General features: G+C 66.2%; 20 protein-coding genes and 1 pseudogene. 18 read left to right on the top strand and 3 right to left on the bottom strand.

Going from position 1 to position 26,989, the window contains the following annotated elements; all coding sequences use genetic code 11:
- Positions 1–3: 3 nt before the first annotated feature.
- A complete protein-coding gene (locus tag NGB36_RS03950) occupies positions 4–4,011 on the bottom strand; it encodes a type I polyketide synthase (RefSeq protein ID WP_255918627.1) in 4,008 nt (1,335 codons plus the stop codon).
- A gap of 619 nt (positions 4,012–4,630) precedes the next feature.
- On the opposite strand from NGB36_RS03950, the gene galU reads away from it, so the two are divergent.
- Together galU and NGB36_RS03940 are read left to right on the top strand one after the other, a co-directional pair.
- Positions 4,631–5,578, top strand: a complete 948-nt coding sequence (gene galU, locus NGB36_RS03945) for a UTP--glucose-1-phosphate uridylyltransferase GalU (protein WP_255918626.1) — start codon at positions 4,631–4,633, stop codon at positions 5,576–5,578.
- Positions 5,579–5,869: 291 nt separating this feature from the next.
- Positions 5,870–6,766 carry a ParB/RepB/Spo0J family partition protein gene (locus tag NGB36_RS03940; protein WP_255918625.1) on the top strand — a complete coding sequence of 299 codons (897 nt, stop codon included), beginning with the start codon at positions 5,870–5,872 and terminating at the stop codon, positions 6,764–6,766.
- A 68-nt stretch (positions 6,767–6,834) separates the two neighbouring features.
- Here the strand turns inward: NGB36_RS03940 and NGB36_RS03935 are convergent, their stop codons facing one another.
- Positions 6,835–7,680 (bottom strand): helix-turn-helix domain-containing protein, encoded by an 846-nt coding sequence (locus tag NGB36_RS03935; protein ID WP_255918624.1) that lies wholly within the window; start codon positions 7,678–7,680, stop codon positions 6,835–6,837.
- 211 nt (positions 7,681–7,891) lie between these two features.
- Here NGB36_RS03935 and NGB36_RS03930 point away from each other — a divergent pair, with 211 nt between their 5' ends.
- From NGB36_RS03930 to NGB36_RS03870, 13 genes are all read left to right on the top strand, one after another.
- Complete coding sequence (locus tag NGB36_RS03930; protein ID WP_255918623.1) at positions 7,892–9,325, top strand: MFS transporter; 1,434 nt, start codon at positions 7,892–7,894, stop codon at positions 9,323–9,325.
- 79 nt (positions 9,326–9,404) lie between these two features.
- Positions 9,405–10,190 carry an SDR family NAD(P)-dependent oxidoreductase gene (locus tag NGB36_RS03925; protein WP_255918622.1) on the top strand — a complete coding sequence of 262 codons (786 nt, stop codon included), beginning with the start codon at positions 9,405–9,407 and terminating at the stop codon, positions 10,188–10,190.
- Between the two features lie 68 nt (positions 10,191–10,258).
- Positions 10,259–11,479, top strand: coding sequence for an MFS transporter (locus NGB36_RS03920; protein ID WP_255918621.1), 1,221 nt, complete (start codon positions 10,259–10,261; stop codon positions 11,477–11,479).
- A gap of 38 nt (positions 11,480–11,517) precedes the next feature.
- Positions 11,518–13,191 (top strand): FAD-binding oxidoreductase, encoded by a 1,674-nt coding sequence (locus NGB36_RS03915; RefSeq protein ID WP_255918620.1) that lies wholly within the window; start codon positions 11,518–11,520, stop codon positions 13,189–13,191.
- A gap of 380 nt (positions 13,192–13,571) precedes the next feature.
- Positions 13,572–14,768 (top strand): non-hydrolyzing UDP-N-acetylglucosamine 2-epimerase, encoded by a 1,197-nt coding sequence (gene wecB, locus NGB36_RS03910; RefSeq protein WP_255918619.1) that lies wholly within the window; start codon positions 13,572–13,574, stop codon positions 14,766–14,768.
- Positions 14,769–14,801: 33 nt separating this feature from the next.
- Entirely contained in the window at positions 14,802–15,530 is a 729-nt protein-coding gene (locus NGB36_RS03905; RefSeq protein WP_255918618.1) for a hypothetical protein, read from the top strand.
- 79 nt (positions 15,531–15,609) lie between these two features.
- Complete coding sequence (locus NGB36_RS03900) at positions 15,610–16,860, top strand: FG-GAP repeat domain-containing protein (protein WP_255918617.1); 1,251 nt, start codon at positions 15,610–15,612, stop codon at positions 16,858–16,860.
- A gap of 105 nt (positions 16,861–16,965) precedes the next feature.
- On the top strand, positions 16,966–18,213 hold the full coding sequence (locus tag NGB36_RS03895) for an acyltransferase family protein (protein WP_255918616.1): 1,248 nt from the start codon (positions 16,966–16,968) through the stop codon (positions 18,211–18,213).
- An 80-nt stretch (positions 18,214–18,293) separates the two neighbouring features.
- The gene (locus tag NGB36_RS03890; RefSeq protein WP_255918615.1) at positions 18,294–18,728 is read left to right on the top strand and encodes a cupin domain-containing protein; all 435 of its coding nucleotides are present in this window, start codon (positions 18,294–18,296) and stop codon (positions 18,726–18,728) included.
- Between the two features lie 207 nt (positions 18,729–18,935).
- On the top strand, positions 18,936–19,847 hold the full coding sequence (locus tag NGB36_RS03885) for a helix-turn-helix transcriptional regulator (RefSeq protein ID WP_255919010.1): 912 nt from the start codon (positions 18,936–18,938) through the stop codon (positions 19,845–19,847).
- Between the two features lie 212 nt (positions 19,848–20,059).
- Positions 20,060–20,902 carry an alpha/beta hydrolase gene (locus NGB36_RS03880; protein ID WP_255918614.1) on the top strand — a complete coding sequence of 281 codons (843 nt, stop codon included), beginning with the start codon at positions 20,060–20,062 and terminating at the stop codon, positions 20,900–20,902.
- Between the two features lie 29 nt (positions 20,903–20,931).
- Positions 20,932–21,462, top strand: a complete 531-nt coding sequence (locus NGB36_RS03875) for a hypothetical protein (protein ID WP_255918613.1) — start codon at positions 20,932–20,934, stop codon at positions 21,460–21,462.
- A complete protein-coding gene (locus NGB36_RS03870; RefSeq protein WP_255918612.1) occupies positions 21,459–22,388 on the top strand; it encodes an MsnO8 family LLM class oxidoreductase in 930 nt (309 codons plus the stop codon). Before NGB36_RS03875 ends, NGB36_RS03870 begins: the two co-directional genes overlap by 4 nt.
- On the opposite strand, the gene NGB36_RS03865 is transcribed toward NGB36_RS03870, so the two are convergent.
- A complete protein-coding gene (locus NGB36_RS03865; protein WP_255919036.1) occupies positions 22,360–23,094 on the bottom strand; it encodes a hypothetical protein in 735 nt (244 codons plus the stop codon). The genes NGB36_RS03870 and NGB36_RS03865 overlap by 29 nt on opposite strands.
- Before the next feature lie 523 nt (positions 23,095–23,617).
- On the opposite strand from NGB36_RS03865, the gene NGB36_RS03860 reads away from it, so the two are divergent.
- From NGB36_RS03860 to NGB36_RS03850, 3 genes and pseudogenes are all read left to right on the top strand, one after another.
- Complete coding sequence (locus NGB36_RS03860) at positions 23,618–25,930, top strand: type II toxin-antitoxin system prevent-host-death family antitoxin (protein ID WP_255918611.1); 2,313 nt, start codon at positions 23,618–23,620, stop codon at positions 25,928–25,930.
- Positions 25,930–26,595: a hypothetical protein gene (locus NGB36_RS03855; RefSeq protein ID WP_255918610.1), complete on the top strand. Its 666-nt coding sequence runs from the start codon at positions 25,930–25,932 to the stop codon at positions 26,593–26,595. Before NGB36_RS03860 ends, NGB36_RS03855 begins: the two co-directional genes overlap by 1 nt.
- Before the next feature lie 50 nt (positions 26,596–26,645).
- Positions 26,646–26,887 (top strand): annotated as a pseudogene (locus NGB36_RS03850) (IS630 family transposase); the annotation flags it as partial.
- Positions 26,888–26,989 lie beyond the last annotated feature (102 nt).

The raw sequence follows: 26,989 nt of genomic DNA, 5'->3' as shown, positions 1-26,989 counted from the left end.
TGTCTATACGAGAAGGTCGTCTGCCAGGCTTCGGGCGATGCTGCCGATGCTGTCGGCTCCGAGCAGACGTCCGGCGGTCACCTCAAGACCGGTCTCTTTGCGCAACCGCTGTCTGAGCTGGGCCGCCATCAGCGAGTCGAGCCCGTAGTCGCGGAAGGGGCGGCGCAGGTCGATGTCCGTGACGGCCATCCCGAGTACGGCGGCGGCGTTCCTGAGGAGAGTGTCGGCATCGGCGCTGCGCGATGATTGCGGAGGTTCGGTGCGCGCTCCACGGCCCGTGCCTGTCCGAGTGGCACGGATTTGGGAACGCTCGCATGACACCGGTGATGCCGCACGCACGTGCCTGGCCCGGGGCGGCGCGGCACCGTCCGCGCTGCGATCGGGGCGGCTGATCAGCCGCCCCAGCAGCGACGCCATGCTGTTGCCCGGTGAGGCACCAACAGGCAGTGTGAGCCGGGAGAGCCGTGAGATCACGGCGGAAAGGACAGATGCTTCGCGGACGGCTTCTCCAGCCAGGCGACGCAAGCGGATACCGGTCAACTCGGCGAGAACGCGACCTTCGCGGGTGAGCAGCACGACATTGCCTCGCGCCGGATCGGTCCCGCTCGCAGGGGTGAAGCTGCTGATGCTCCAGAATTCCTCGGTCAGGTCGCCGAAGAGTTGCACGCGGTCAAAACCGGTCGCAACGTATGTGCAGCTATCCGCGTCTTGCGCCCCGGTCAGTGGCCAAGCCGCCACCAGCGGATGCAGCCCGGTCTCCCATGCGGCCGGCAGGCCTGCCTTCGGCAGTCGGAGGCGGGCCACCGCCTCGCCGTCACGGCGCCAGAGCTGTTCCACTCCCTCGAAGGCCTCACCGATCTCCAGCCCTCTCCTACGCGCCAGCGTCCGGAAACCGGAAGCAGGCAGATAGTGCCGGCACCGGGCCAGAGCGGCGTCCAGTGCGCCGTGTGCCTCGCGTGTGTCAGCCCCGTCGACGGTGCGGAGCAGCCCGGTCGCGCACCGAATGGGACCAGGACCTGCGTTGTGGACGGCTTCCACCAAAGCAGGTCGGGACGAGCGGCCGTCCGCCTCTTTGAGGGTGATGCGCAACGAGATCCGGTCGGCATCGTGTGCGTCGACAAGCTCATCGCCGAGCTCCATATCCTCAAGCGCGAGCATTGCGCCGGGCATGGCCTCGCTCGCCGTGTTAAGCAACGTTGCGAGGTAGACGGCGGCAGGGATGGGTCTGATGCCGCGCAGTTGGACGGCGTCGTCCCAGCCGGTGGCGGTCAGGGCTGCGAGGCTGACCTCCCGGACGCAGGTCTTGCCGCCGGTGGTCGAGACGGCGTCCGGGCGGAACTGCTTGGAGTCCCATGGATATGGGGGCAAGGCGACCGGGCGGACAGCCTCCCCGTACCATCGGTCCCAGGCCACGTGTCCACCGTGTGCAAAGAGCCGGCCGACAGCTTGCATCAGTTGTACACGCTCGTCTCGGTCCCGCCGAAGCGAGGGCATGGCTGCCCCGGTGATGGCCCAGGCGCTCAGAGTCTCTTCGACAGAGGTCACCAGCACAGGATGTGGGCTGACCTCCAGGAACACGCTCTCCGCCTCAATACCTAGTGTTTTCACGGCAGTTGCAAAGCGCACCGGGCGACGAAGATTGTCGGCCCAGTATCTGCCGTCGAGCTCGGGGCCTCGAACACGCCTATCGTGCACAGTGGAGATCATGTCGGTAGTCGACGCGGTCGGCTCCAGATCGGCGAGCTGGTCGAGGAGGTGCTCGCGCAGCGCGTCCATATGGGGTGAGTGGGAGGCAACGTTGACCTTGACCAGCTGGCACAACACGCCTCGGCTCCGCAGCTCGGCTTCGATCTGGGCCAGTGCAGTGCGGTCGCCGGCGATGATGGTGCTGGTGGGCGCATTCTCGGCCGCTATGCAGACGTTATCCGCATGCCTGGAGATGGCGAGCCGGGCCTCATCCGCGGACAGCTCCACGGCGAGCATCGCGCCTCGACCCGCCGCACGCTTCATCAACTGACTGCGTCGGCAAATGACCGCTGCCGCATCCTCCAAGGAGAGCGCGCCGGCCACGTGGGCCGCTGCTACTTCTCCCATGCTGTGCCCGACGCATACGTCCGGATCAATGCCCTTCTCCTGCCAAGCGGCTGCCAACGCCACCTGCATCGCCCACAAGGCGGGCTGCACGAGTTCCACCTCGGCGGGGAACTCCTCGGCATCACTGGTGAAAAGACCGATGACCGACCAGCCCAGCTCGGCGCGGATCGCGCGGTCACAGCGTTCGAGCGCGGTGTGGAACGCAGGGGAGGAGGCCATCAGGTCGCGCCCCATGCCGAGCCACTGCGACCCTTGTCCGGGGAAGACGAAGACCGCGCGTCTGACGCCGTTGAAGCCGGCCTGAGCGATGCCGCCGTCCTCGATCGACTCGCCTGAGGCGAGAGAGCGGAGCTTGGCGCTGACATCGGCGCGGGAGTCGCCAGTCACCCACAACCGGTACGGATGCGCATCCCGCCGAGTGGCCGCGGCGGCACAGACGTCTCGCAACGCGTAGGCACGGCCGTTTCCTTCAGGGCTCAGATACTCAGCAAAGGATTTGGCCAGCTTGCGCAAAGCCGTGTCGGAGCGTGCGCTCAGGACCAGCAGGTGCGGACTGCCGTCTTGCATCTGCCGCTGGTTGTCGGCAGGCCGGTCGGGAGCGGGGAGGTATTCGCCGATCACAGCGTGGGCGTTGGTGCCGGACAAGCCGAAAGAGCTGATGCCCAGCAGCGCTTGCCTCCCGGCCTTCTCCACAGGCTCGTTGGCCGTTACCACTTCGATGGGTGACGTGCCGTCGGCGAGCAGCGGGTGAGGAGTGCCCTGGTGCAGCGATGCGGGAATGATTCCGTGTCGGGCGATCAAGACCGCCTTGATCAGGCCAGCCATCCCTGCGGCCGCCTCTGCGTGCCCGATGTTCGTCTTGACCGAGCCGACCTTGAGCGGGCGGCCAGCAGGTCGCCCTGGAAGTGCCGCCTCGGACAGGGCCTGCAGTTCGACACCATCTCCTACCGGGGTGCCAGTGCCGTGGGCCTCCACGTAGTCGAGCTGCCAGGGTTCGATTCCCGCGCTCCGGCACGCCTGACGCAGCATATCGGCCTGCCCTTCCGCCGACGGCTTCAACAGCAGACCACTGCCTCGTCCATCGTTGGTGACAACACTGCCGAGCAGCACTGCAAGGACCGGATCACCGCCACGCAGCGCTTCGTGGAGCGGCTTGAGGACCACGACGCCCACGCCGTCGCTGCGCACGAATCCGTCGGCCTCCGCGCTACCGAATCGGCAGCGACCTTGAGGGGAGAGCATCCCGCCCTGGGAGTAGGCAATGGAGTCCTCGGGGGACAGAACGATGTTGACGCCGCCGGCGATGGCCAGTTCGCTGTCGCCCGTCAGCAGACTCTGCCGGGCGGCGTGAAGAGCCACCAGCGACGACGAACAGGCAGTGTCGACCACCATGCTGGGGCCGCGCAGGTCGAGCGTGTAGCTGATCCGACCAGCCGTGATGGCTCTGATGCGGCTGCCTGTTGCCTCCCACACGCTTGAGCCGGCTGCCGGCCGGGTGACCTCCGCGTACTCCGATGTCGCCTGCCCGATGAAGACTCCGGTCCGGGTGCCCGCGAGACTCGACGGCGGTATCCCGGCTGCCTCAAGGGCCTCCCACGTGACATGGAGGAGAAGACGCTGCTGGGGGTCCATGGACTTCGCTTCGACCGGCGAGATCCCGAAGAACGCCGCATCGAATCCGTAGGGATCCTCGAGGAACCCTCCGTGTCGCGAGACGGTCCTCCCCGCGGTTGCGGGAGTGGGGTCGTAGACAGCAGAAACGTCGTAACGGTCGGGCGGGACGGGGCTGACAGCGTCGATGTTCTCCCGGAGCAGATTCCAGAAACTCCCGGGCCCATCAGCCCCAGGAAACCTGCACCCCATGCCGATGATGGCGATCGGGAACGACCCGTTCTCACCTGAGTGCTTCGTATGCAAATGTCCGCCTTCGGAACGACTGGAGGCCACCCGCACCCCCCCGGAGCGAGTGGAGGAGGCCAGACGTTAGTGCGAAACAAAAATATGCCCCAGAACAACTTTGATCGCGAGTGGTTTAGACTCGCCGCGCGTCGTTCTGGGATGATTCATCACGTTTTTCACCAAAAATCTCTGGGGTCATCCTCGGTGAATGTGACCTGCGTCACAATATATGTACTCGAGTACATCTTTGTGTCTAAGCTCTTGAATGTATTCAGGTGAATGCATAGGCGGGGGTGGAATGATTGTCGCAGCGAGTCGCCCGATGCGAACGGCGACACAGTGTGATCTGCGGTGGCACGTGAAACGGTGTGCTCCGCGGGTCGGGATGAGTCGGCCAGTGCCTGCTCACCGGTGAGGCGGGGCGGTCTGTGTAACGGCGCGGCTTGGTGCCGTGCACCGAGCCGCCGCACGGTGTCCCAAGCCAGTTCCGGACCATGCGGCATGCCGTTGGGATCATGTACGGACAAGTAATCCAATGCCGCACCCGCGGCCGGTCATCATGAACGGTCGGCCTCAACTCAGGCCGGTCGGCCCAGATATTCCTAGCAGCACAACTATCTGCAGCAGGGGGTTGGAGATGAACGTCCACCGAGCTGGCGTGCGTAAGGCGGTCATGCCGGTTGCAGGTCTTGGAACACGTTTCCTTCCGGCCACGAAGGCGACACCTAAAGAAATGTTGCCAGTCGTCGATAAGCCTGCCATTCAGTATGTAGTCGAAGAGGCTGTGGCTGCCGGGCTGACCGACGTCCTGATGGTGACGGGCCGCAATAAGCGGCCGCTCGAGGACCACTTCGATCGAAACCACGAACTGGAGGAGGCGCTGCTGAGGAAGGGGGACACGGAGAAACTGTCGCGTGTGTGCGGACTCTCCGACCTGGCTGCGATCCACTACGTGCGACAGGGTGACCCCCGTGGTCTGGGCCACGCCGTGCTGTGCGCGGCCCCGCACGTCGGCGCCGAGCCCTTCGCCGTCCTCCTCGGTGACGACCTGATCGACCCCCGTGATCCGTTGTTGTCGCGCATGGCCGAGGTGCGTGACCGCTTGGGTGGAAGCGTTGTTGCATTGATGGAAGTGCCGTCGCGGCAGGTCCACTTGTACGGCTGCGCCGCCACCCGGGTGACTGCGGAGAACGATGTGGTGCAGGTGACCGAACTGGTAGAAAAGCCCGACCCGGGATCAGCTCCCAGCAACTACGCGGTGATCGGCCGGTACGTACTCGAACCGGCGGTCTTCGATGTCCTGGGACGCACCGCGCCTGGACGCGGCGGTGAGATCCAGCTCACCGATGCCTTGCAAGAACTGATCCAGCAAGGTCGGCCCGTGCACGGGGTCGTCTTCGGAGGGCGTCGGTATGACACTGGCGACCGGGCCGACTACCTTCGAGCCACGGTCCGACTCGCCTGCGAGCACAAGGATCTCGGAGATGAATTCCAGGGATGGCTGCGGGCATTCGTTGACCAGGAACTGGCCGACGGCCGCATTCCATCTGCGTCACACCATCCGGTGAGCGCTGCCGTCAGCTGACCGATTCATTCAGACAAGCCTCAGTGGATCGAGCCGATCCGCCAGCACAGCGTTCAACCGCGGAATCTCCCCAGTTGAACACACAGCCATTTGCCCACTGTGGCGCGATGTGAGCGTACACGCGAGCACGAGGAAGCAGATACAGACATGGAAACCGTCGAACGCCCCGCGGCCACAGCCTGCGAACCGGGCACGCACGCCCCGGAACGGGAGTGGCGGGCCTCCTTACTCCCCGTCCGGCCGGTTCCAGTTGATCTCCTTCTGCCGGCGGACTCTCCCCGGGCAGATGGGGTGAGCCTGGAGCATGCGCAGAAAATCGCAGTCTCGGGGCTCGCCTGGCCGCCGATCATCGTGCATCAGCCCTCGCTTCGTGTCATCGATGGAATGCACCGCTTGCGCGCCGCAGTGATGCTCGGTCAGTCGCACATCGAAGCCCGGCTCTTCGAGGGGACGGACGAGGACGCCTTCGTCCTCGCGGTTGAAGCCAACACCGGGCAGGGCAGGGTGCTGTCGTTGGCGGAACGCAGATCCGCTGCCGTGCGCATCCTGGTATCCCACCCCCAGTGGTCAGACCGGGCTGTCGCCTTCGTCACCGGGCTTTCCGCCAAGACCGTGGGCTCGTTGCGCCGCCGAGAGGCGGACCACATCCCCCAACCGCCCCTCCGCGTCGGGCGCGACGGTCGGATCCGGTCGCTGGACACATCGCAGAAGCGCCGGTCGGTCGGCCGCCTGCTGACCGACCGACCGGGAGCATCGCTGCGCGAGATTGCGCGAATAGCCGGGGTATCTCCCGGAACGGTGCGGGACGTGCGCGATCGCCTGCATCGCGGTGAGGACCCGGTACCAGCCCGACGTGGCAGCACCGGCAAGTCCGGTGCCGCTCGGCCCACGCGGGCGGCGGCGCCCACGACAGCCGATATAACACGAACTACCGTCTTCCGCAAACAGCAAGAGGATCTCGCAGCGATCTTTCACTGCCTGTGCCGCGATCCTTCCCTTCGACTCACTGACACAGGGCGTCTGCTGCTGCGCATGTTGGAGGTTCACACCTTTGTGCTCCCGCACTGGAAGCGGGTGACCGAATCCGTCCCTGCGCATTGTGCAGACGCGGTGTCGGCGGCAGCCGCCGAATGCGCCGAAGCCTGGCAGAATCTTGCTGCAGAGATGGTGAGTCGGAAATGCGCATAACAGATGTCTTCGTCGGCTCCCGGCTCCCCCACAATGTGCATGATGCGGCGGGCACGTGTGGTGGCACGTCAGATAAGCTTCTCCAGCGAACGCAAGCTGGCCTCCGATTCAGAGCACGGCCGTGCGTGGTACGTAATCAGCCGGTGACCGGAGGTGTCCAGGATTTGCAGTGTCTGGAAGCTGAGCTCCATCCCTCCGGTCAGGGGATGGTGCACGTAGACAGTTCCGAACGAGCAGTTGAGCAGTGGACGTTGCGTCCAAAGTCCGGCAAATTCTCTGGATTTCATGGACAGTTCACCGACGAGATCGGCGAGCAGCCGATCAGTGGGGTGGTTCCGCGACGCAAGTCGCAAGGACGCCACACAGCGCCGGGCCTCGGTCTCCCACCGGGGGTAGAGCTTACGGGCGCAGGTGTCAAGGAACAGAATCCGCGCCAGGTTGGGGCGCGCCTCCAGATTGTCCGGGCGGTCCGCATCGACGTGCCCGGCCAGCAGCGCATGGCCGAGAGGATTCCAGACCAACACCGTGCTCCGCCTGTCAACGATCACAGCAGGCACATGCTCCATCGCGGCGACCAGCCGGCGGGAGGTGTCCCGGGCGGACTCGGGATGCTCAAGGGTGCGTCGTGCGGCACGCCGAGGCCGGGCCAGGCGGCGCAGGTGTGCCGTGTCGGCGTCGCTGAGCTGCAGCGCACGGGCGATCGCATCCAGCACGCCCTGCGAGGCCTGTCGGCTGCGTCCTTGTTCCAGGCGTGTGTAGTACGCGGTGCTGATCCCAGCGAGTTGTGCCAGTTCCTCTCGGCGTAGCCCAGGCGCGTCACGGCGGTCGTCGCGCAAGGAAAGGCCGACGTCCTGCGGCCTTAGCAGGGCGCGCCGGGCGCGCAGGAACTCTCCCAACTCGGCTGATCCGTCCATGCGGGCCAGTGTGCCTGGCGAACGGACAGTTTGGGCGAGTCGATCCTGTCCCCGCCAGTGATGGGCACCGCAAGGCTAGGCACGGCCCGCCTACGCACGGCAGGGGACTGGCTGACCTTCCGGGACAGAAACAGACTTCCTTCCGGCAGGCAAATAACAGAACTGGAAGGAAAATTTTTCATGAATGGCGAAGCGGGAAGGAAGCGTGACGATGTCGACGCTGGATGAGGCGTCTGCCACTCGGCAGCAGGCAAAGGCCTCCCACCAGTTGACCGGGAAGCTGCGGTTGGTCCTGGTCGTGCTCCTGGTGGCGCAGTTCATGCTCGCCGTGGACTTCTCCATTCTCAATGTCGCCTTGCCGACCATCGGCAAGGGACTGAAGTTCTCGCTGGCGAACCTGCAATGGATCGCCACCGCGTTTGCGCTGTGTGCGGCCGGGTTCACGCTGCTGTTCGGGCGAATTGCCGACGTGGTGGGACGCCGCCGGCTGTTCCTGGTCGGGCTGGCGGTCTTGGGGGCCGCCTCGCTCGTGGGCGGACTGGCGGTCAACCCGCCGATGCTGCTGGCCGCCCGGGTGGCGCAGGGTCTGGCGACTGCGGCAGTGACGCCTGCCGGGCTGTCACTGCTGACCTCGTCCTTTCCCGAAGGCCCGCTGCGGGAGAAGGCCCTTGGGCTCAACGGCGCTTTGATGTCGGCCGGGTTCACCACCGGTGCGATCCTCGGAGGCGTGCTCACCGACCTGCTGTCGTGGCGGTGGTCGTTCTTCATCAATGTCCCGGTGGCGTGCATCGTGCTCCTCATCGCGCCCACGGTGATCAAGGAGAGCCGCCCCGACGAGAGGCCGAAACTGGATGTACCGGGTGCGATCTTCGTCACCGCAGGTCTGCTGGCGCTGGTCTACGGATTGACCAGGGCGGGCGAGCAGGGCTGGGGAAACCCGCTGGCGCTGGGTTCTCTGGCCGTAGGCGCGATCTTGCTCATCGTGTTCTACGCCATCGAACGGGGCGCGGCTGCGCCGCTGGTACCGGTGAGGGTCCTCAAGCGGCGAACGGTGATCTGGGGCAACCTCGCCGGACTGATCGCCTTCGTGACCGAGACCTCACTGGTCTTCTTGATGACTTTGTACCTGCAAAAGGTGCTCGGATTCTCGCCTCTGGCGGCCGGCTTGTCCTTCGGGGTGCTGGGGCTGGGAACGGTATCGGGTGGTGTGATGGCGCCGCGGGTGATCGGCAAGATCGGCACCAAGGCGACGCTGGTGACCGGTGGGCTCATCCAGTTCATTGCCACACTGGCGCTGGTGACCCTCGGCGAGCACCGCAGTTCCATGGCCCTGCTGCTGGTGGCCACCTTCATCGGCGGTGTCGGCAACATGCTTGTGATCGTGGGCTTCATGGTGACCGCGACCTCCGGTCTGCCCGATGCCGAACAGGGCATGGCGACCGGTCTTGCGACGATGACCCAGCAGGTCGGCATCACTATGGGCACACCGGTCATGAGCGCTATCGCCACGGCCGGGGTCACTGCGGCATCCGGGACGTCCGCCGTGCTGGGCGGCATTTCCACTGCCGTCGCCGTCAACGCGTTCATCGTGCTGGCAGGTGCGCTGTTGTCCGGAATCTTCCTGCGCAGCAAGCAGGCCGCCTGATCGACCGCATGCTCATGTGGCGGTGCCCCAGCCGGGGGCACCGCCCCCCGGTCCTCATCACCACAAGGGAAGTCCATCCATGGATCTGAAGCTCGCTGGCAAAGTGTTCCTCGTGACCGGTGCGTCGGCCGGCATCGGAGCGGCAACCGTCCGGCTGCTCGCGGCCGAGGGAGCATCGGTGGTCGGCGTCGCCCGCAAGGCCGACGTCATCGATGCCCTCCACCCGGCGGCCAGCGGTATCGCGGCCGACATCACCGACCCGGATAGCGCGCAGCGGATCGTCGAGGCGACGCTGGAACGGCACGGCCGACTGGACGGCCTGGTCAACAACGTCGGCGGTCTCGAGTCCCGCACGAGTTTCCTGGACGTCGCCGACGAGGAGTGGAAGGCGACCTTCGAGCTCAACTTCTTCTCCGCGGTCCGCATCACTCGCGCCGCACTGCCTGCGCTGATGCGGGGCGGGGAGGCCAGCGTGGTGCACATCGCCAGTGAGGCCGCCCGCTTCCCCGACGTCCCCCTGGTCGACTACGCTGCCGCGAAGTCCGCCATGCTGTCGGTCTCCAAAACCCTGGCGGCCGAATTCGGCACACGCGGCCTCCGCTCCAACGTCGTCTCGCCCGGCCCCACACGCACCGCGCTGTGGGACGCCCCGGGCGGTTTCGCCGAACAACTGGCTGCGCAGTTCCAACTTCCGGTCGAGGAAGCCATCGACCACTTCGTTCAGCAGGTCCGCCGCCTTCCCGCCGGCCGCATCGGCACACCCGACGACGTCGCCCGCGTCGTCGCCTACCTGCTCTCACCGCTGGCCCGCCAGGTCACCGGAGCGGAGTGGGCCATCGACGGCGGCGCACTGCGCCAGCTGTAAAACCCGATCGGGCCGCGCTGCAGACAGCCGGAGCTCAACTTGGCCCCCTGCGTGAGAAGGACCGCACGATGCCCCTTGCCCTGCTTGCTTTGGCCATCGGTGCCTTCGGCATCGGCACCACCGAGTTCGTCATCGTGGGCCTGCTGCCGCAGATCGCCGCAGACCTGACGGTCTCGATCCCGACCGCCGGCCTGCTGGTGTCCGGGTACGCGCTCAGCGTGGTGGTCGGGGCCCCGCTGATGACCGCCGCCGGCTCCCGGCTGCCCCGCAAGACGATGCTCGTAGTCCTGATGGGCGTCTTCACCATCGGCAACCTGCTCTGCGCAGTCGCGAGCAGCTACTGGCTGTTGATGACCGGCCGCGCGGTGGCGGCCCTTTGCCACGGCGCCTTCTTCGGCATCGGTTCAGTGGTGGCAGCCGACCTGGTCGCACCGGCCAGGCGAGCAAGCGCAATCGCCATGATGTTCACCGGACTGACTATCGCCAACGTCCTCGGCGTTCCGATGGGTACCGCATTGGGCCAGCACTTCGGCTGGCGGTCCACGTTCTGGGCGGTGACCGGCTTCGGGATCATCGGTATGGTCGGCATCCTTGCCCTCGTACCCAGGCAGCCACGCCCCGCACCCGGAGGACTCCGCAGCGAGCTGGCAGTCTTCAAACGCCCGCAAGTGTGGCTGGCACTGGCGACAACCACCCTCGGCTTCGGCGGCGTCTTCGCTTCCTTCACCTACATCGCACCGATGATGACCCAGGTAGCCGGGTTCGGACCGTCAGCAGTGACCTGGTTGCTCATTCTGTTCGGCGCGGGACTGTGCATCGGCAACGTCTTGGGCGGTCGCGCCGCCGACCGGCGTCTGATGCCCAGCTTGTACGTCGTCCTGGCGCTGCTCGCAGCGGTATTGACGGTATTCGTCTTCACGGCGCACTCGCGGATCGCCGCCGGTCTCACCATCGCGGTCTTCGGTGTGGTGGGCTTCGCGACCGTACCGCCGCTGCAGGCGCGGGTGATGAGCAAGGCCGAAGGGGCAGCCGCTTTGGCGTCAGCCGCCAACATCGGAGCCTTCAATCTCGGCAACGCCTGCGGGGCCTGGCTCGGTGGCCTGGCCATCGGAGCACGCCTCGGCTACACCGCCCCGAACTGGGTCGGGGCACTGCTCGCAGTCGCGGGACTAGCCGTTGCGGCCTCTTCCGGACTTCTCGACCGCCGGCATACAAGGCGCCGCAACGCCTCACGGCAGGCCATGACCGACGTCGCGGCCACGCATACCTCCGTCGGCGGAGGTGTGTAAACGATGAACCCACACTCCAGAATCCGAGGTGCATGACCATGAGAGGCGTCAACCGCCGGACGATGCTGACCCGTTCCGCGGTACTGCTCGGCGGAACGGCGATGGCAGGCACGATGGCAGGTCCCGCACTCGCTGCTGCCCCTGGGCACCGCAGTCCCGCAGAGCAGACCGGGGCGACCATACAACCTGGTGACCCGCGGTATCCGCTGCTGACGACCGGTAATAATCAGCGCTTCGTGGCCCAGCCCGACTACATCAAGATGATCAGGTCGACCGCTGATGCCGAGCAAGCCCTGATTGAAGCGGTCCGGGCCGGCAAACGGATCTCGGTCCGCAGCGGAGGCCATTGCTTCTCCGACTTCGTCTGCAACCCCGAAGTCGAGGTCATCCTCGACTTCTCCGAGATGACCGACGTCTCCTACGATCCCGGCCGACGGGCCTTCGCCGTGGAACCAGGCGCCCGCCTGATGAATGTGTACGAGGCCCTGTACAAGGGCTGGGGAGTGACCATCCCCGGGGGAATCTGCTACAGCGTCGGAGCCGGAGGCCACATAGCCGGCGGGGGCTACGGCCTCCTGTCTCGCGCGCACGGCCTGGTCGTCGACCACCTGTACGCCGTCGAGGTCGTCGTCGTCGACGAGGCAGGCCGTGTCCGCACCGTGACCGCCACCCGCGAAGCCGACGACCCTAACCGCGACCTGTGGTGGGCCCACACCGGCGGCGGAGGGGGAAACTTCGGCCTCGTCACTCGGTACTGGTTCCGCTCACCGCATGCAACCGGCAGTAACCCGACCCAACTGCTGGTCCAACCGCCCTCGGAAGTGCTGGTCAGCGCCATCTCCGTCCCGTGGGACCAGCTCACGCAGAAGTCCTTCAGCCGGCTGCTGAAGAACTTCGGAGCCTGGCACGAGGCCAACAGCGCCCCCGACTCCCCATACACCAAGCTGAGCAGCCTGTTCAACGTCTGCCACAAGGCGCATGGAACCCTCGACATGTTCACCCAGGTGGACGCGACCGTTCCCGGCGCCGAGAAGCTGCTCGATGACTATCTCACCGCGATGACCGCAGGTACCGGCATCAAGACCGTGGCCATGACCAACCCTTCGGGCGAGCTGACCGCCATGCCGTTCCTGGCCAGCCCCCGCCGCATGCCCTGGCTGCAGGCCACCCGCCTCGTCGGTACCAACAATCCCACGATCACCAATCCGACCTCACGCGGTGCCCACAAATCCGCGTACATGCGGAAGAACTTCTCCGACCATCAGGTGTCCGCGATGTACCGGCACATGAGCGACCCATCGTTCGAGAACCCGAACACGATGATCGTACTGTTCTCTTTCGGCGGACAGGTCAACGCAGCCGCGGACGATGCGACCGCAAACTCCCAGCGGGAGTCCGTCTTCAAGATGTGCTTCCAGACGTTCTGGCCCGACGAAGCCGGGGACGACGCCAACCTCGGCTGGGCACGCAGCATTTACGAGGACTTCTTCTCCACTACCGGCGGAGTCCCGGTCCCCAACGACGCCACCGACGGCTGCTACATCAACTATCCGGACAAGGACGTCGCCGACCCTCACTACAACAAGTCCGGCGTCCCTTGGTCCACCCTTTACTACAAGGGAAATTACGCCAGGCTGCAGCAGGTCAAGCGGCAGTGGGACCCCGGCAACTTCTTCCGCCACTCGCTGTCCATCGAGCCGGCCGCCCACTAGGGAACCAAACTCCCGCTGCGGGGAGGATGGGCCAATTCCCCCGTCTCCCATCTCCCCGCAGCGGGTTCCCCGGCTGCCCACGAACGCGCCTGCCCACACTTTCGGTGTGGGCAGGCGCGTTCTGTTGCCTGGGCCGGCGAACTCGACCTTGGTTCTCGTCAGTGTGCAAGTAGCAACGTTGACACCGGGAATTGGGGACAGGAAAGCTGTCCGATGAGCGATAGGTGAGCAAGCCCGGATGAGTAGACCGGGCCCGCCCGGCTTCTTCAGTCGACAAGACACCGACGGCTGATACCCGATCAACTGAGCGCGTCACCCGCGACTGCTTGCCAGCCGATACTCAAACAGAGCAGCTATTACATGAACCAGGGGAGAGGGTCATGCGAACCATTGCTGTCGTTCTCGGAACCAGGCCGGAGGCTATCAAGTTCGCGCCGGTCATCCGGGCGCTCAAGGAAGATCCCCGCTTCGACCCCGTCGTCATATCGACCGGACAGCACCGACAGATGCTCGACGAGGCATTGCACGCATTCAATCTCAAGCCCGACATCGATCTGGGAATCATGGCGCCCAGGCAGACATTGTCCCAAGTCACGTACCGCGCCATCCGCGGGCTGTCGGAAAAGCTCGGACCGCTGGGCGCCGAGGCAGTGCTGGTGCACGGCGACACCGCCACCACCCTTGCCGGCGGGCTGTCTGCATTCCATCACCGGATCCCGGTCGTGCACGTCGAGGCCGGACTGCGCAGCGGCAACCTGCACTCGCCGTTCCCCGAGGAGGCGAACCGCCGCCTGGTCGGGCAGATAGCGGACCTGCACCTTGCACCGACACCGGGCAACAGCGCCAACTTGATCCGTGAAGGCATCAGCCCGCACCGCATCGTCGTCACCGGAAACACCGTGATCGACGCCCTGCGCTGGGCCAGTCAGACAGCCAACGACTACGGCCATCCGGCGCTGGAGGACCTGGACCGCGACCCTCGCCGGATCGTGCTGGCCTCCGCCCACCGGCGAGAATCCTGGAACAACCTGCCCGAGATAGCACATGCCCTGGCCCGCATTGCTACCGAACCGGGTATCCGCGTCGTCACACCGTTGCACCGAAATCCGGTCGTCAGGGAAGCCATGCTGCCCGTCATCGGCAACCACCCGAACATCACGGTTGTCGATCCCCTGCCATACCTGCCCTTCTGCCGCCTCATGCAACGCTCGGACATCATCGTCTCCGACAGCAGTGGCTCCGAAGAGGAAGGGCCTGCCCTGGGCAAGCCGACGCTGGTGCTGCGTGACATCACCGAGCGTCCTGAGGCGGTCATCGCCGGAACTGCCCGACTCGTCGGGCGGACCACGGAGGGCATTACGGCAGAGGTCATCCGACTGCTGAGCGACGCTGAGGCGTACCGCCGTATGGCGACTGCGGCGAACCCCTACGGCGACGGGAAGGCGACGGAACGCTCCGTCGCAGCGCTCGCGCATTTCTTCGACGAGGGGCCAGCGGTCATGCCGTTCGTCCCGGGCAGTGCGATCGATCAGCTTTCTGCGGAACTGGCAGACCTGCCCGCGTACATGAACGTCTGACCTCTGGATCTTCAACGGAAGGACACCTGCCCCGTGGCCAACACAGGGAACATCGTCACGCCCCTCAATTTTTCCGGGAAGAGCGTTGAAGCAGAGCTCGTCCAGAACGCTACAGATTTCCGCGTCCAGGGGCGGAACATCGTCATCAACCTGGGGATGAGCGGCATCCCCATCGGGGAAGCTCCCGGGAAAGCGATCCCGCCTCTTTCGTCCACCATCCTCGTCGACACCACCATCGAACAGGCGGATTCCCTGGTCCTCCTTCGGACAAAGCCGGACAGCATCAGCGTCATCACAGGGGAGCCCGGTTGGAGCCTGCTCGCCGATCTCCCTCCTGGCTCAAAGGCAACCCCGTTTCCCAAGGACATCCCGCTCTGGAAGAGCCCACAGGACGACGCAGGGCGCATCACCTTTGACCCTGCTGTAGTCCTGGAGGAAGCCACCGCACCCGAACAGCCGCAAGAATTCCAGATCAAGGTCAACCTGTGGTTCGCGCCCGCCGGAACCGACTGCGCCATCCATAACCAGCACGACTTCATCGAAGTCCACACCCAGGTGCACGGAACAGGCCGGATGCAGAAATTCCGGGCCCAGGACCCGAGCACGCACTATGAGGACATTCTGATGAGCCCCGGGTACACCACCCCGGATCCCTTCTGCTCGACCGGACCTGACGGGACGTTCATCTACCCCTGGCACCAGTACCACGCCGACACCGACTGCGTCTGGCTTGCCGTCGAATACCACGCACAAGCCTCCTGAAAGCTCCATGCTCCGGCCACCTGTCCCGGCAGCGACCCGGCGCATACGCCCCACTACCTTTCTGGGAAAGGAATCTGCAGTGTCCGACAAGCGTGCAGCGTGCCTGCGTGTCCCGAAGTTCGCCCCCGAGATCGTCTCCGATCAGTTGCGCGACGGTTACTGGCTGGAGGCCCCGGACATCGACAACGACTCCAGGCCGGACCTCTTCGGGTACGGACTCAGGCTCGGCGAAATCTACTGGTACCAAAACAACGAGAACTGGACTCGACGCCTCGTCGCCGACAAGATCAAGATGCCCGTCGGTGCCGACTACGCCGACATCAGCGGCAACGGCCACCCAGACATCGTCGTGTGCTACGAGCTGTACGGCCCGATCGGCACGATTCATGACCCCGACACCTCCGGCGGCAAGATCGACTGGCTGGAGAATCCCGGCAGCCCCGACAAGGACGAGTCCCGATGGAAGCGCCACTACATCGGGCGGGCAACCGGCATGCACCGCCTGCGCGTCGGCCACTTCACCCGGACCGACCGACTTGAGGTCATCGGCCTCCCCATCGTCGCCAAGGAAGACGTGCACGCCGTCCTGCCCGTGGTGATGTTCACCCAGCCCGACGACGTGCACAACGCCGACGAGTGGCCGATGACCATCATCGACGACACCCACTTCCGCATGATCCACGGAGCAGAGAAGAAGAGCGGCCTGATCCCCGGCTCCGACCTCGACTCCCTTCTGCTCGCGTCGGACGAAGGCGTCACCTGGCTCTACTACGACCCGAACACGCGGGCCTGGGTGCGGAAGCTGATCGGAGCCGGCGAGCTCACCCAGTTCGAGCAGACAGGCTTCCGTGGCAGCGGAGACCTCAACGCCGGCCGCATCGGCGACGACCCGATGGCATACGTCACGGCAATCGAGCCCTTCCACGGCAACACCGTTGCCGTGTACATCAAGCAGGACAACCTGCCCGCAGCCGAGGCTCAGTGGAAGCGCATACTCCTCGACGTGTACGGCGACCCCAACGAAAACGGCGAAGGCCCCGGACACCAGATCGTGTGCGCGGACTTCGACGGCGACGGCGACGACGAATTCCTCGTCGCCCTGCGCGGTCCATGGCCCTGGCAGGGCGTCATGTACTACAAGGCCATCGACATCGAAAACGGCGTGTTCACCAAATGGCGGGTCTCCGATGAATCCGTGGCCCGCATCGCCACCGCCGACTTCAACGGCGACGGTCGCCTCGACTTCGCCACGATCGCCTACTCGGTCGACAACTACTACGTCGCCAAGGACGCCAAGCTGATGCTCTACCGCAACCAGATCGACAGCTGATCGGCCGCGCGCACTCCCGGCTTTGCCCCGGGCCGCAGCCTTGGCTCCGCGCTGCGGCCCGGCCCTCGTCCCCGGCATCCCGAACCCCTGGAAGGTCTTCGCGCCGTGTCCTCAACCATCCCCACAGCAGCGCCCAGCGCGCCGGCCCGCCGGCCACCCCTGCCATCCCTGACCGGCCTGCGGTTCCTGGCCGCGTTGCTGGTGTTCTTCTTCCACACCTCGCTGGCCAACTCCCCGATACCGCCCAACGCGCCGATCAACCCGTTCGCAAATCGCAGCCTGGCAGCCTGGGACGAACTGGTCTTCAGCAAGGCAGGCTACGTCGGAGTCTCCTTCTTCTTCGTCCTCAGCGGCTTCGTCCTCACCTGGGCATCCAAACCGAATGAGCCGGCGACAGCCTTCCTCCGCCGCCGACTGGTGAAGATCTTCCCCAACCACCTGGCCGTGTGGGCCGTAGCCATGGTCCTCTTCGCCGGCGCAGTTACCGAGCCGTCCGCATGGCTGCCCAACCTCTTCCTGATCCACACGTTCTTCCCGCAGCCCGCGATCAACCTCAGCGTCAGCCCGCCCACCTGGTCCCTGTGCAGCGAACTGCTGTTCTACCTCTCCTTCCCCCTGCTGATCCGGCTGTTCCATCGCACGGCCGGCAAACGGCTGTGGGCCTGGTCGGCGGTCATGGTGGCCGGCATGGTCGGCATCCAGCTCCTCGCACAGTTCTGCATCCCCGCCACCCCCAAGTCGGCCATCACCCCCATCTCCGACCTCCAATTCTGGTTCGGCTACCTCTTCCCTCCCTCCCGCATCTTCGAGTTCGCCCTGGGCATCCTTCTGGCTCGCATCGTCATGACCGGACAATGGCCACGGACCCTCGGCATCATCCCTTCGACCATCTTGATGGTCCTCGGCTACGCACTGGCCCTGGTCCTGCCGTTCCAGTACGGCTTCAACGTCGCCACCATCATCCCGGTCAGCGCACTCATCGGCGCCGTGGCACAGGCCGACGCGGAAGGGCGCCGGACCCGGCTGCGCAGCCGGGTCATGGTCTGGCTCGGAGAGGTTTCCTTCGGGTTCTACCTCTGCCAAGGCATCATGATCTTCTACCTGCGCAAGCTCATGGGAGATGCCCAGTTCGGCATCCCGGCGGGCATAGCCGTCGTCATCGGCTTCTTCTGCACGGCACTGCTCGGCGGCTGGCTCCTGCACACCTTCGTGGAGCAGCCAGCCATGCGCCGCTGGAGCCGCAGTCGAAAGTCCCGGCCGCAGGTTCCGCCTGCCCCGCAGACCCCCACCCACCCAGCGGCCTACACCCCGGTCGAGTCCGGCCCGTCGACATTCGCCCCTGACCGCAGGTGACAGCCGCCCACCACCAGCTCCTGCACCACCCGCAACCAAAAGCCCGGCCACCCACCAGGCCGGAGAGAAGGAGACCAATCATGAGCACCGAGTACCTGACTGACCTACCCCTGGCCGGCGTGCTGATCGCCGAGGATTTCGAGGGCTGGCCCCCGCACATCCTCCAGGAATTCGAAGAAAACGCCTTCAGCGGCTCGGTCGGCCAGCGCCTTCTCAGCGAGACCGACCGCGTCCGGGTGTGGGAAATCCGACTTGCGCCAGGGGAGCGCGTGGCCGCCCACCGGCACGTCCTGGACTATTTCTGGACCGCAGCGACAGCAGGAAAAAGCCGCCAGCACACATTCGACGGAACCACGCGGGAAGTCAGCTACGCCCCAGGCGAGACCCGGCATTACACATTCGGTCCCGGAGAATTCCTGCTCCATGATCTGGAGAACATAGGAGCCACCACCCTGGTATTCACCACCGTGGAATTCAAGGACAGTGCCAACCAGCCGCTGCCCGTCGACAACTGACGATAATTTCCCTGAAGATAACAAGCGCGCCTCCACCATCACGCAGAACTCTCGGAAAACCAATCACGCGCGGCGCTGCCCGGAGGATGCAGCGGACCCGGGCCACACAGCGGTTGTCCACGCATTCTTCAACGGCGCGCATCCTGTCACCGACAGGGTCAGGCTCACCGCTCCCACAACGGCTTCAGGCAAGGGACACTAGTGCTCATGGACGCACCTACCGAGTTGGGAGACTTCCTCCGCAGCCGCCGCGCGCGCCTGCAACCCGAAGACGCAGGACTGCCTGCCTACGGCGGGCGGCGGCGCGTGCCGGGTCTGCGCCGCGAAGAGCTCGCTCAGCTCGCAGGCATGAGCCTCACCTACTACACACGCCTGGAGCAGGGGCAAAGCACCAACGCCTCAGAGGCAGTCCTGGACGCACTCGCCCGCGCACTGCAGCTGAGCGAAGACGAGCACGCCCACCTTCGCAACCTCGCCCACCCAGCGCGCCGGCCCCGGCGCACTGCGCCACGCGCCGAGTACGCCAGGCCGGGGATGCAACAGTTGATCAGCGCCGTGGAGGGCGTACCGGCCCTCGTCGTAGACCGACGCAGCGATGTGCTCGCCTGGAATCCGCTGGCGCATGCGCTGCTCGCCGGTCATCTTGCGCTGGACAGTCCGGATCGCCCGTCCGAGCGGCCGAACTTGCCGCAGATGCTTTTTTTGGATCCGCACACACGCGAGCTGTTCACCGATTGGGATGAGGAAGCCCGCCGCACGGTCGCGTCATTGCGTCTGGTGGCCGGCCGCTTCCCTGATGACCGGCGGCTGGCCAGTCTGATCGGGGAGCTGTCGATGAAGAGCAGCGAGTTCGCCGCCTTGTGGTCACGCCATCCCGTGCACAACTGCCTGTCGGGGGTGAAGCAGTTCCACCACCCGATCGTGGGCTCGATGGAGCTGTCCTTCGAAGTCATGCACGTACCCGACGAATCCGGCCACCGTGCTCTGATGTACAGCGCCGAGCCCGGATCTCCTTCCGAAGCAGCCCTGGGGCTTCTGGCAGCTGAGATCAGCAACCGCCGACTGTCTGAAAACACGAGCTCATACGACAGCGAGCGGCACACCGGCCTCTCCCTGTGACCGTACACAAGACCTGAGGGCGGCGGGCGCACCATCACAGGTCGCAACCGCGCATTCTCAGTCAGAGCCTTCACCGGAGCCTGCTCCGCGTTCATGCCGCGCAGCCAATGGCGATGCTCAGGAACTGCTCGCTGACCGCTCCTGCCAAGCGGGACTTTGCCGTGCCCCGACTGCCCCGCCGACGCCCGCAGCGCCGACAGCAAGGAACAGTGATGCCCGAGTTCAGACACACAGATACCGTGCGGTGGGAGTCCACCACTGTGCCCGGCCAGCATCGCGTGCCCGTCCGCATCTACCACCCGGACTCCAAGAACTACGGCTGGTTGGTATGGGCACACGGCGGAAGCTGGCGTGCAGGTTCGGCTGCTGACTGGCATCAGGCGTGCGCGGCCCTTGCCCTGGCCGCCTCATGCACCCTGGTCAGCGTCGACTACCGCCTGGCTCCGCGACACCGTCATCCGGCTGCCCTCGCCGATGTCATAGCCGCCTTGGAATGGGCACAGACCCAGGCTGCCTGCGAAAATCCACACACCCCGGTTGCCGTCGGCGGCGACAGCGCGGGAGGGACCCTCGCCGCATGCGCCGCGTTGGCATGGCGTGATCAGCAGCGGCCGCTCGCGGCCCAGGTGCTCGCCTACCCACCGCTGGACCCGCAGTGCCAGGCACCGTCCTACACCCGTACCCCGGACAGCTTCCCCACACGGGCATGGATGATCGCCGCATGGCAGGACTACCTCGCACAGATCCCGCCGGGCACTGCCTCCGGCCTGTACAGCACACCACTTCACGCCGAAGATCTCACCGGCATGGCCCCCGCGATCCTCGCCGTCGGAAAGCTTGATCCCGTCTCGGATGATGTTCGCCTCTACGCACGACGCCTGCGAGCGGACGGCAATCACGTCGAACTACGCGTGTTCCCGGAACTGCAACACGGAGCCTTCCTCCACCCCAACAACTCGGACGCCACGAGCGGTCAGCCGCAAGCCAGCCCGCTTCACCGCTGGCTCGGCACCACCTTGCGGCATCACCTGCTCGCCATCACCTCACACCGCTGAATCCCCAGCTGCCTCACCAGGAAAAACACATGAGCAACTACGGTCACACAGGCCTGTCTGCCTCCACCGCCCCGACCAGCACCGAAGCACTCCTGCGGCACTTCGCCGACCTTCGCGACGGCACCCACGGCGGCTCCGCCTCCCGACAGGGCAAGGAGCGCGCATTCCGCGACACTGTCCCGCTCCTTGACCCGTACGCCCGCGAAGCCCTGGAGGATATCGGCAGCCATCTCCTGCTGGGCAGTGGCGAGATCACCGCCACAGGCGTTCGCCGCTCGCGCGATGGCGGACTCGACGCGATCTGGGCACTCACCTGGCCCGAGCAGCGCAACACCGGCATCGCGCCGATCACCATCCACGCCTTCTACGGAGCCGGCTTTCACCACCCCCACTTGCAGGGCGCGACCGTCGGCCAATGGCCCCTGAACGTCTCCACCCCCGAGCAGGCAGCCGCCGAACTGCCCACCCTGCGTGCCATCGCCGCTGCCGACCTGCACAACCTGGTCTTCCAGCGCGACTATCGCATCATCCCCGCTACCGTGCGAGGAGCCGACCGATGAACCTGCGGCTTTCGATCCTGGACCAGTCGCCGATCCCCGCAGGTGCGACACCAGCCCACGCCCTCGCCGCCACCCTCGACCTCGCCCGCGTCGCAGACACTCTCGGGTACCACCGTTACTGGGTCGCCGAGCACCACAACTCACCCAGCTTTGCCGGAACATCGCCCGAGATACTCGCCGCCACCCTCCTTGATCGCACTCAGAACCTGCGTGTCGGCACTGGCGGGGTATTGCTGCCTCGCTATTCGGCCCTCAAAGTTGCCGAGGACTTCCGGCTCCTTACCTACCTGCACCCAGGTCGCGTCGATCTCGGTATCGGTCGTGCGGGCGGCATCGCCGACCACTTCCCCGAACAGGTGCGGGACCTCCTACACCACTTGGCCAAACCCTGCGACGGATACACGCCGCCCCCTGTGTGGCTGCTCGGCGCAGGTACCAGCTCCGCCGGACTGGCGGCCGAACTCGGCACGCACTTCTCTTACGCCCACTTCCTCAACCCGCGTCTGGGCGGCGCCGCCTTCGACGCCTTGCGACGAGGTGCTCGCAGCAACGACCCCATCGGTGCCTCCCTGGCCGTCCGCGTCATCACCGCCGACACCGAGGCCAAAGCTGCCGAGCTAGCCACTTCCTACCTGCTATGGCGCAGCCGCAAGGATCTGGGGCACGACGAGCCAATTCCCTCTCCCTCGGCCGCCCGTGCCCACCGCTGGACAGGCGACGAAGCGCAACGGGCCGCCCACAATCGACGAGCCGTCATCGTCGGAGAGCCGGAACAGGTTCACACCGCCCTCAACACCCTTGCGCAAACCTACGGTGTGGACGAACTCGTGATCAATACCATCACCCACCACCCCACTGACCGACTGCGCTCGTACGAGCTGCTTTCCGAACTCTTCCTCACACCCGCTCCCATCGCATTGAGGTAGTCCGGCGGCGCGCATCGACGACTTCACCGAACCCAAGCCGATCGGCAAGGAAGATGACGCCGGTGAACAGAGGCCCGGCCCGATCGACGACGCCGAAGCCCGCCGACCGGGGTGGGTTGGTGGTGCTTGGGCTGTTAGCCTGCTGCCGCTGATCATGTGTGGGGGAGGGGGAGTGATGAGCGATCTGAGAAGCCGTTGTCGTACCGATCACGGGGCTTGTTGATCGAACGGGAGTCCCGATCGAGTGATCGCGGAACCACCCCCGCTGCACCAGGCGTTTCGCCTTCGACCGCACCCCTTCGACCTTCGCCGGGACCGGATCGAGCCCCAGTGCGTCGGCGATCTGCTGGCAGCTGACCGGACCAGCAGCGGTCCGTTCGTGGTCGGCCACGATGTTCGTGATCCGCTGGTAGTCCACGGCCAGCACGGCTACCTCGAGCCCTTCGCGCCGCACCGGCACCACCGACCCGGGTACAGCACCAGTGCGCGACTTTGGCGCAGCCGTCGTCGCGGCCCCGGTCGCCTGCCCAGGCCCCACCTCACACGGCGCGGCCAGGACCTGATCGACCCGCTCCCGGGCGATCACCCACCGCTCCCAGTCGGTCTCCGCCTCCTGAAGCGCGGCCTGGATCCGGTCCGCTTCCTCGCGCAGTTCCTCCACCCGCTGGCGGGCAACCAGCTCGCGCTCCTCCAGCAGTCCAACCACCGACGGCACCCGCAACCTCCACGGACGAGACGACGCCACGCGTCATCTCTCCCGCGAAATCACCGAGTTCATGCCTGACCAGCAGAAACGCAACGATCACGTTCGGTACGACAACGGCTTCTCATGCATGAAGACCACCGGCCTTTTCACTCGTTGGACATCTTCGGGGAGACGACTTCACCCCGCGCAACGAGCAGTCCCGGGCGCGCGGCGGTGACCTGGACCGCCGGGCCCGCGCTCGGCAGGAACTCGCCGTGTCTGCACACAGCGCGCATCTCCTCATCGGCGAGGTACGCATGGCCTGGCAGCTGATGTGAGTGGGCCCGTCCGAGCTGGACGTGAGCCGACAACCAGGTGGTGTCGCCTCTCGCGGTTCGCGGGCCAGCTCGCGTGCTCTGCCGCCGCACCTGGCCCTTACGTATCGCGCGGCGACGTACCCTCCATCCTTACGTATTGCATGCTAGAGTCCTGACGAATAGCTCGCACGCCCTTACGTGTCTTTGTGGGATAGGGGAGTGACGGATTGTCTGAGCAGGAGCCGGGCCAGGCGTCACGGGCCGCAGAAGTGTTGCTGATCGAGGATGCGCGTAAGGCGCTGTACCAGCTGGTGGGGGCCGCGGAGACGGGCACGGTCACGCTGATCGCGCGAGGCTCCCGCACCGCCGTACTGGCGCCGCTGGTCCGCTTGGGAGAACAACACGTAGCAGCGCTGCCGTCGTTGCCGGTGACTGAGGCACGAAAGAAGCTGGGGGAGCTGGTCGATGCTGCAGCCGGGGGGGAACCGCAAGTCCTGCGACGCCGCCGGACTCCGGTCGCGGTCCTGCTTCCCGCCACGGCCATCGAGACAGACCACAGCACGCCTGCCCCCGCCGCCGCATCCCCGGCCGCCTCTGGGCGGGCGCTGGCCACACTCAGCGACGTGATGGGCGACTTCCTCGGCCCGGACACCACGGTCGGCGTCAGTTTCGGCCTGGATGGGCTGGATGCCGCCACCGGAGGGCTGTTGCCTGGCCGGTTGGTGTTGATCGCCGCTGCGCCAGGGGCCGGAGGAAGCTTGCTTGCCGCGGCAGCGGCCCGCCAGGTAGCGCTCGAGGACGGTAAGCCGGTGCTGTACGCGGCCTCGGGACTGACCCGCGCCGACGTCGCGGCCAGAGTGATCGCCGCTGAGGCGGGTGCCGATTACCGTCGCCTACGCGCCGGTGCCTTGACGGCGAGCGAGCACGTGGCGGTCGCCGAGGCGACCGCTCGCCTGTCCCAGGCTGCGCTGCACATCGATGACGGAGGCGACCTGACCGCCGAGGCGATCGCCGCTACCGCCCCGGACGTGGAGCACCTGGCGCTGATCGTGGTGGACCGCCTCCAACACCTCCATGACCCCCAAGTCCCCCTGTCCGGCCCCGTCCTGCCCGCAGCCGCCCGTACTCTGGCACACCTCGCCCGCACCCAGCAGGTGCCCGTCCTGGCCGCCGTGGACACCGACGACCCGAACGTGATTGGCACACTCAATGCTGACGTGACCTTGACCCTGGTCCGCAGCGATCAGGTGGCCGAAGTCACCATCGCCGAACGCGACTTCGGCCAGGTGGCGACGATCATGCTGCGCGCCGACTTGGCCCACGCCCGGTTCGCCGACCCCGGCGAACAGCCGCCCTCCAGCACCACCACCACTGCTGCCCACACGCCCGCCCCTGCACCCCCGCTACCAGGCAACCCTCCCGCCGAACCGGACGAGCCCCCCGCCGCGTCGACGCCGCCGGCAAGGCCCCCGCGCCGCAACACAGCCGAGCGGCCCGACCTGGTCTCCTTCATCCCCGACCGCGTCGCCAGCGCCCTGGAGTCGCATGGCGGCGATCGGGACGCGGCCCTTGTCTACCTCGCTGGTGAGCCCAACAAGGCGGGGCAGTCGATTGAGGACGTGATGGAGCTGTGGGATGCAACCCGTGTCGGCGGCCGCTATGAACCCACCGCCTACCCAGAGCTTCCCGACCCGCTGATCCGCAAGCGCCGCGGCAACGCTGACGAGGTGTGGGAAGCACGCCCGAAGTACACCAACCCCGCCAAGGAACTGATCAGGCAGACCGTGACGCCGCTCGACGTGAACGGCGCCTACCTGTCCGCCCTCGGCGCCGCAGCCCTGCCGGTGCGCTCGATCACCCACAATCCGGTCGTCACCGATCCCAAGGGCCGCGAGTGGTCGTGGGAGAACCCCGACGCTTACGGCCGCGGGGTCAACCTCGCCGGCATCGTGCTGATCGACCAACCCAAGTGGCCGCACGCGCATCTGCCGCACCCGCTCGGCGACGACCGGGAGACCGCAGGACGACTCTGGGTGCCCACCTCGGTGTATGCCAAATTGAAGGACGCCAAGAACGCCGGCCTGCTCGAGGAGCTGCCGCGCATCCGTGAGGCGTATGTGGCGAAGGGAACGGACAACCTGTTCAAGATCCTTGTGGGTATCCTGCGGGACGCCCGCTCGCGGGCCATCGCCGACGGCGACGCGCTCACCAAAACCTACGTCGCGAAAATGTACGCGGTCCTCGTCTCGACGATCGGCGACTCGGGCGCCAACCACCACATCAAGCGTCCCGATTGGGAGCACATCATCCGCGGCCACGCGTTTGCCAATCTGTGGCGCAAGGCGATCCGGGCACACAGGGCAGGGCTGATCGTTGCCTACGCCGGGGGCACCGACGAACTCCACCTGGCCGGAGGCGTCGAGGACGTCTTCGGCACGCGCCTGGACGGCAAGCCGGTCTTCGTCCAGGGCACGAGCCTGAATGAGATCAAGGTCAAGGGCGAGCCGTACGAGTGGAGCGGAAGGGCGGTGCGTAACTGATGCCACGCCCACCACGCAGCGGCGGAGACCTGGGCAACTGGGGCCGAGGCGCCGACAGCGGCGGAAGGAAGTTCGCCGCCAACCTCGACGCGCAGGTCCGCGAGGCACTCGCCTCCGGACGCCTCGTCCCCGACCGCGCCGACTCACCCTCCGTCATCCGCCAGCTGAAGTACCTGGGCACCCGCACCGGCGGTGACGAGGCGTTGCTCGCGGCAGGCGTACCGAAGAGCACCCTGCGCCGCTGGCACCGCGAAGGCAGCCGCCCGTCCGGCGCCAACCTGGAGCGCGTCAACCGCGCCTACTGGCAGCTGCGCGGCTCCAACCTCCGCTTCTCCCGCGGCCGCCCGCTGTCGGCCGAGGTCCGAGGGGCCGTCGCCCCCCAGGTACGGACACGGATGCGCGGCCGGTCCATCACCGTCATCCCCATCACTGGCGAGCAAGTCCACCCGCAGGCCCAAGGTGCCCAGCAGGTCGCCGCCGACAAGCACCACACCGCCTCGGAACGCACCATGCGGCCCAGCGCCGCACGGTGGGAGGCGTTCATCGACACCTGGGCCACCGGCGACGTCGAGGCCATGGACGTGGAGTGGATGGACTACGCCGGCGACATCGACTCGCCCCCAGAGCCCTACTTCGAGGTACGTCACGTCGGATTCATGGTCTGACCCGGATGATCGGTGGGCACCGGGCGCGGGAACGGCGCCCGGGGCCGGGAGTGGTACGCACCGTGGAAGAGGTGCCGGAGGTGCGACGCACTGGTCGAAGCGGGAGCTGGCCAAGCGGGTGGGGATCTCACCGAGCAGTGTGTTGCGCATCTGGCGGGCGTTCGGCCTCGAGCCATGGCGGACCGAGACCTTCAAGATCTCCCCGGATCCGCTGCTGATCGACAAGATCCGGGACGTGGTGGGGTTGTACCTGACGCCGCTGGCGAACGCGGTGGACGAAAAACCGCAGATCGTGTGCCACGAACGCTGAAGGAGGCGTGATGTAGCAGCTTCTGGAGGTGGCTCGATGAAGCCGTCCCGGGCCAGCTCGAGCATCTGCGGCACATACCACTTG

The sequence above is a fragment of the Streptomyces humicola genome, from assembly GCF_024436035.1.
In the GTDB taxonomy this organism is placed as follows: domain Bacteria; phylum Actinomycetota; class Actinomycetes; order Streptomycetales; family Streptomycetaceae; genus Streptantibioticus_B; species Streptantibioticus_B humicola.
The sequence above is the reverse complement of the archived record's forward strand: the minus strand, read 5'-3'. Positions and strand labels throughout refer to the sequence as shown.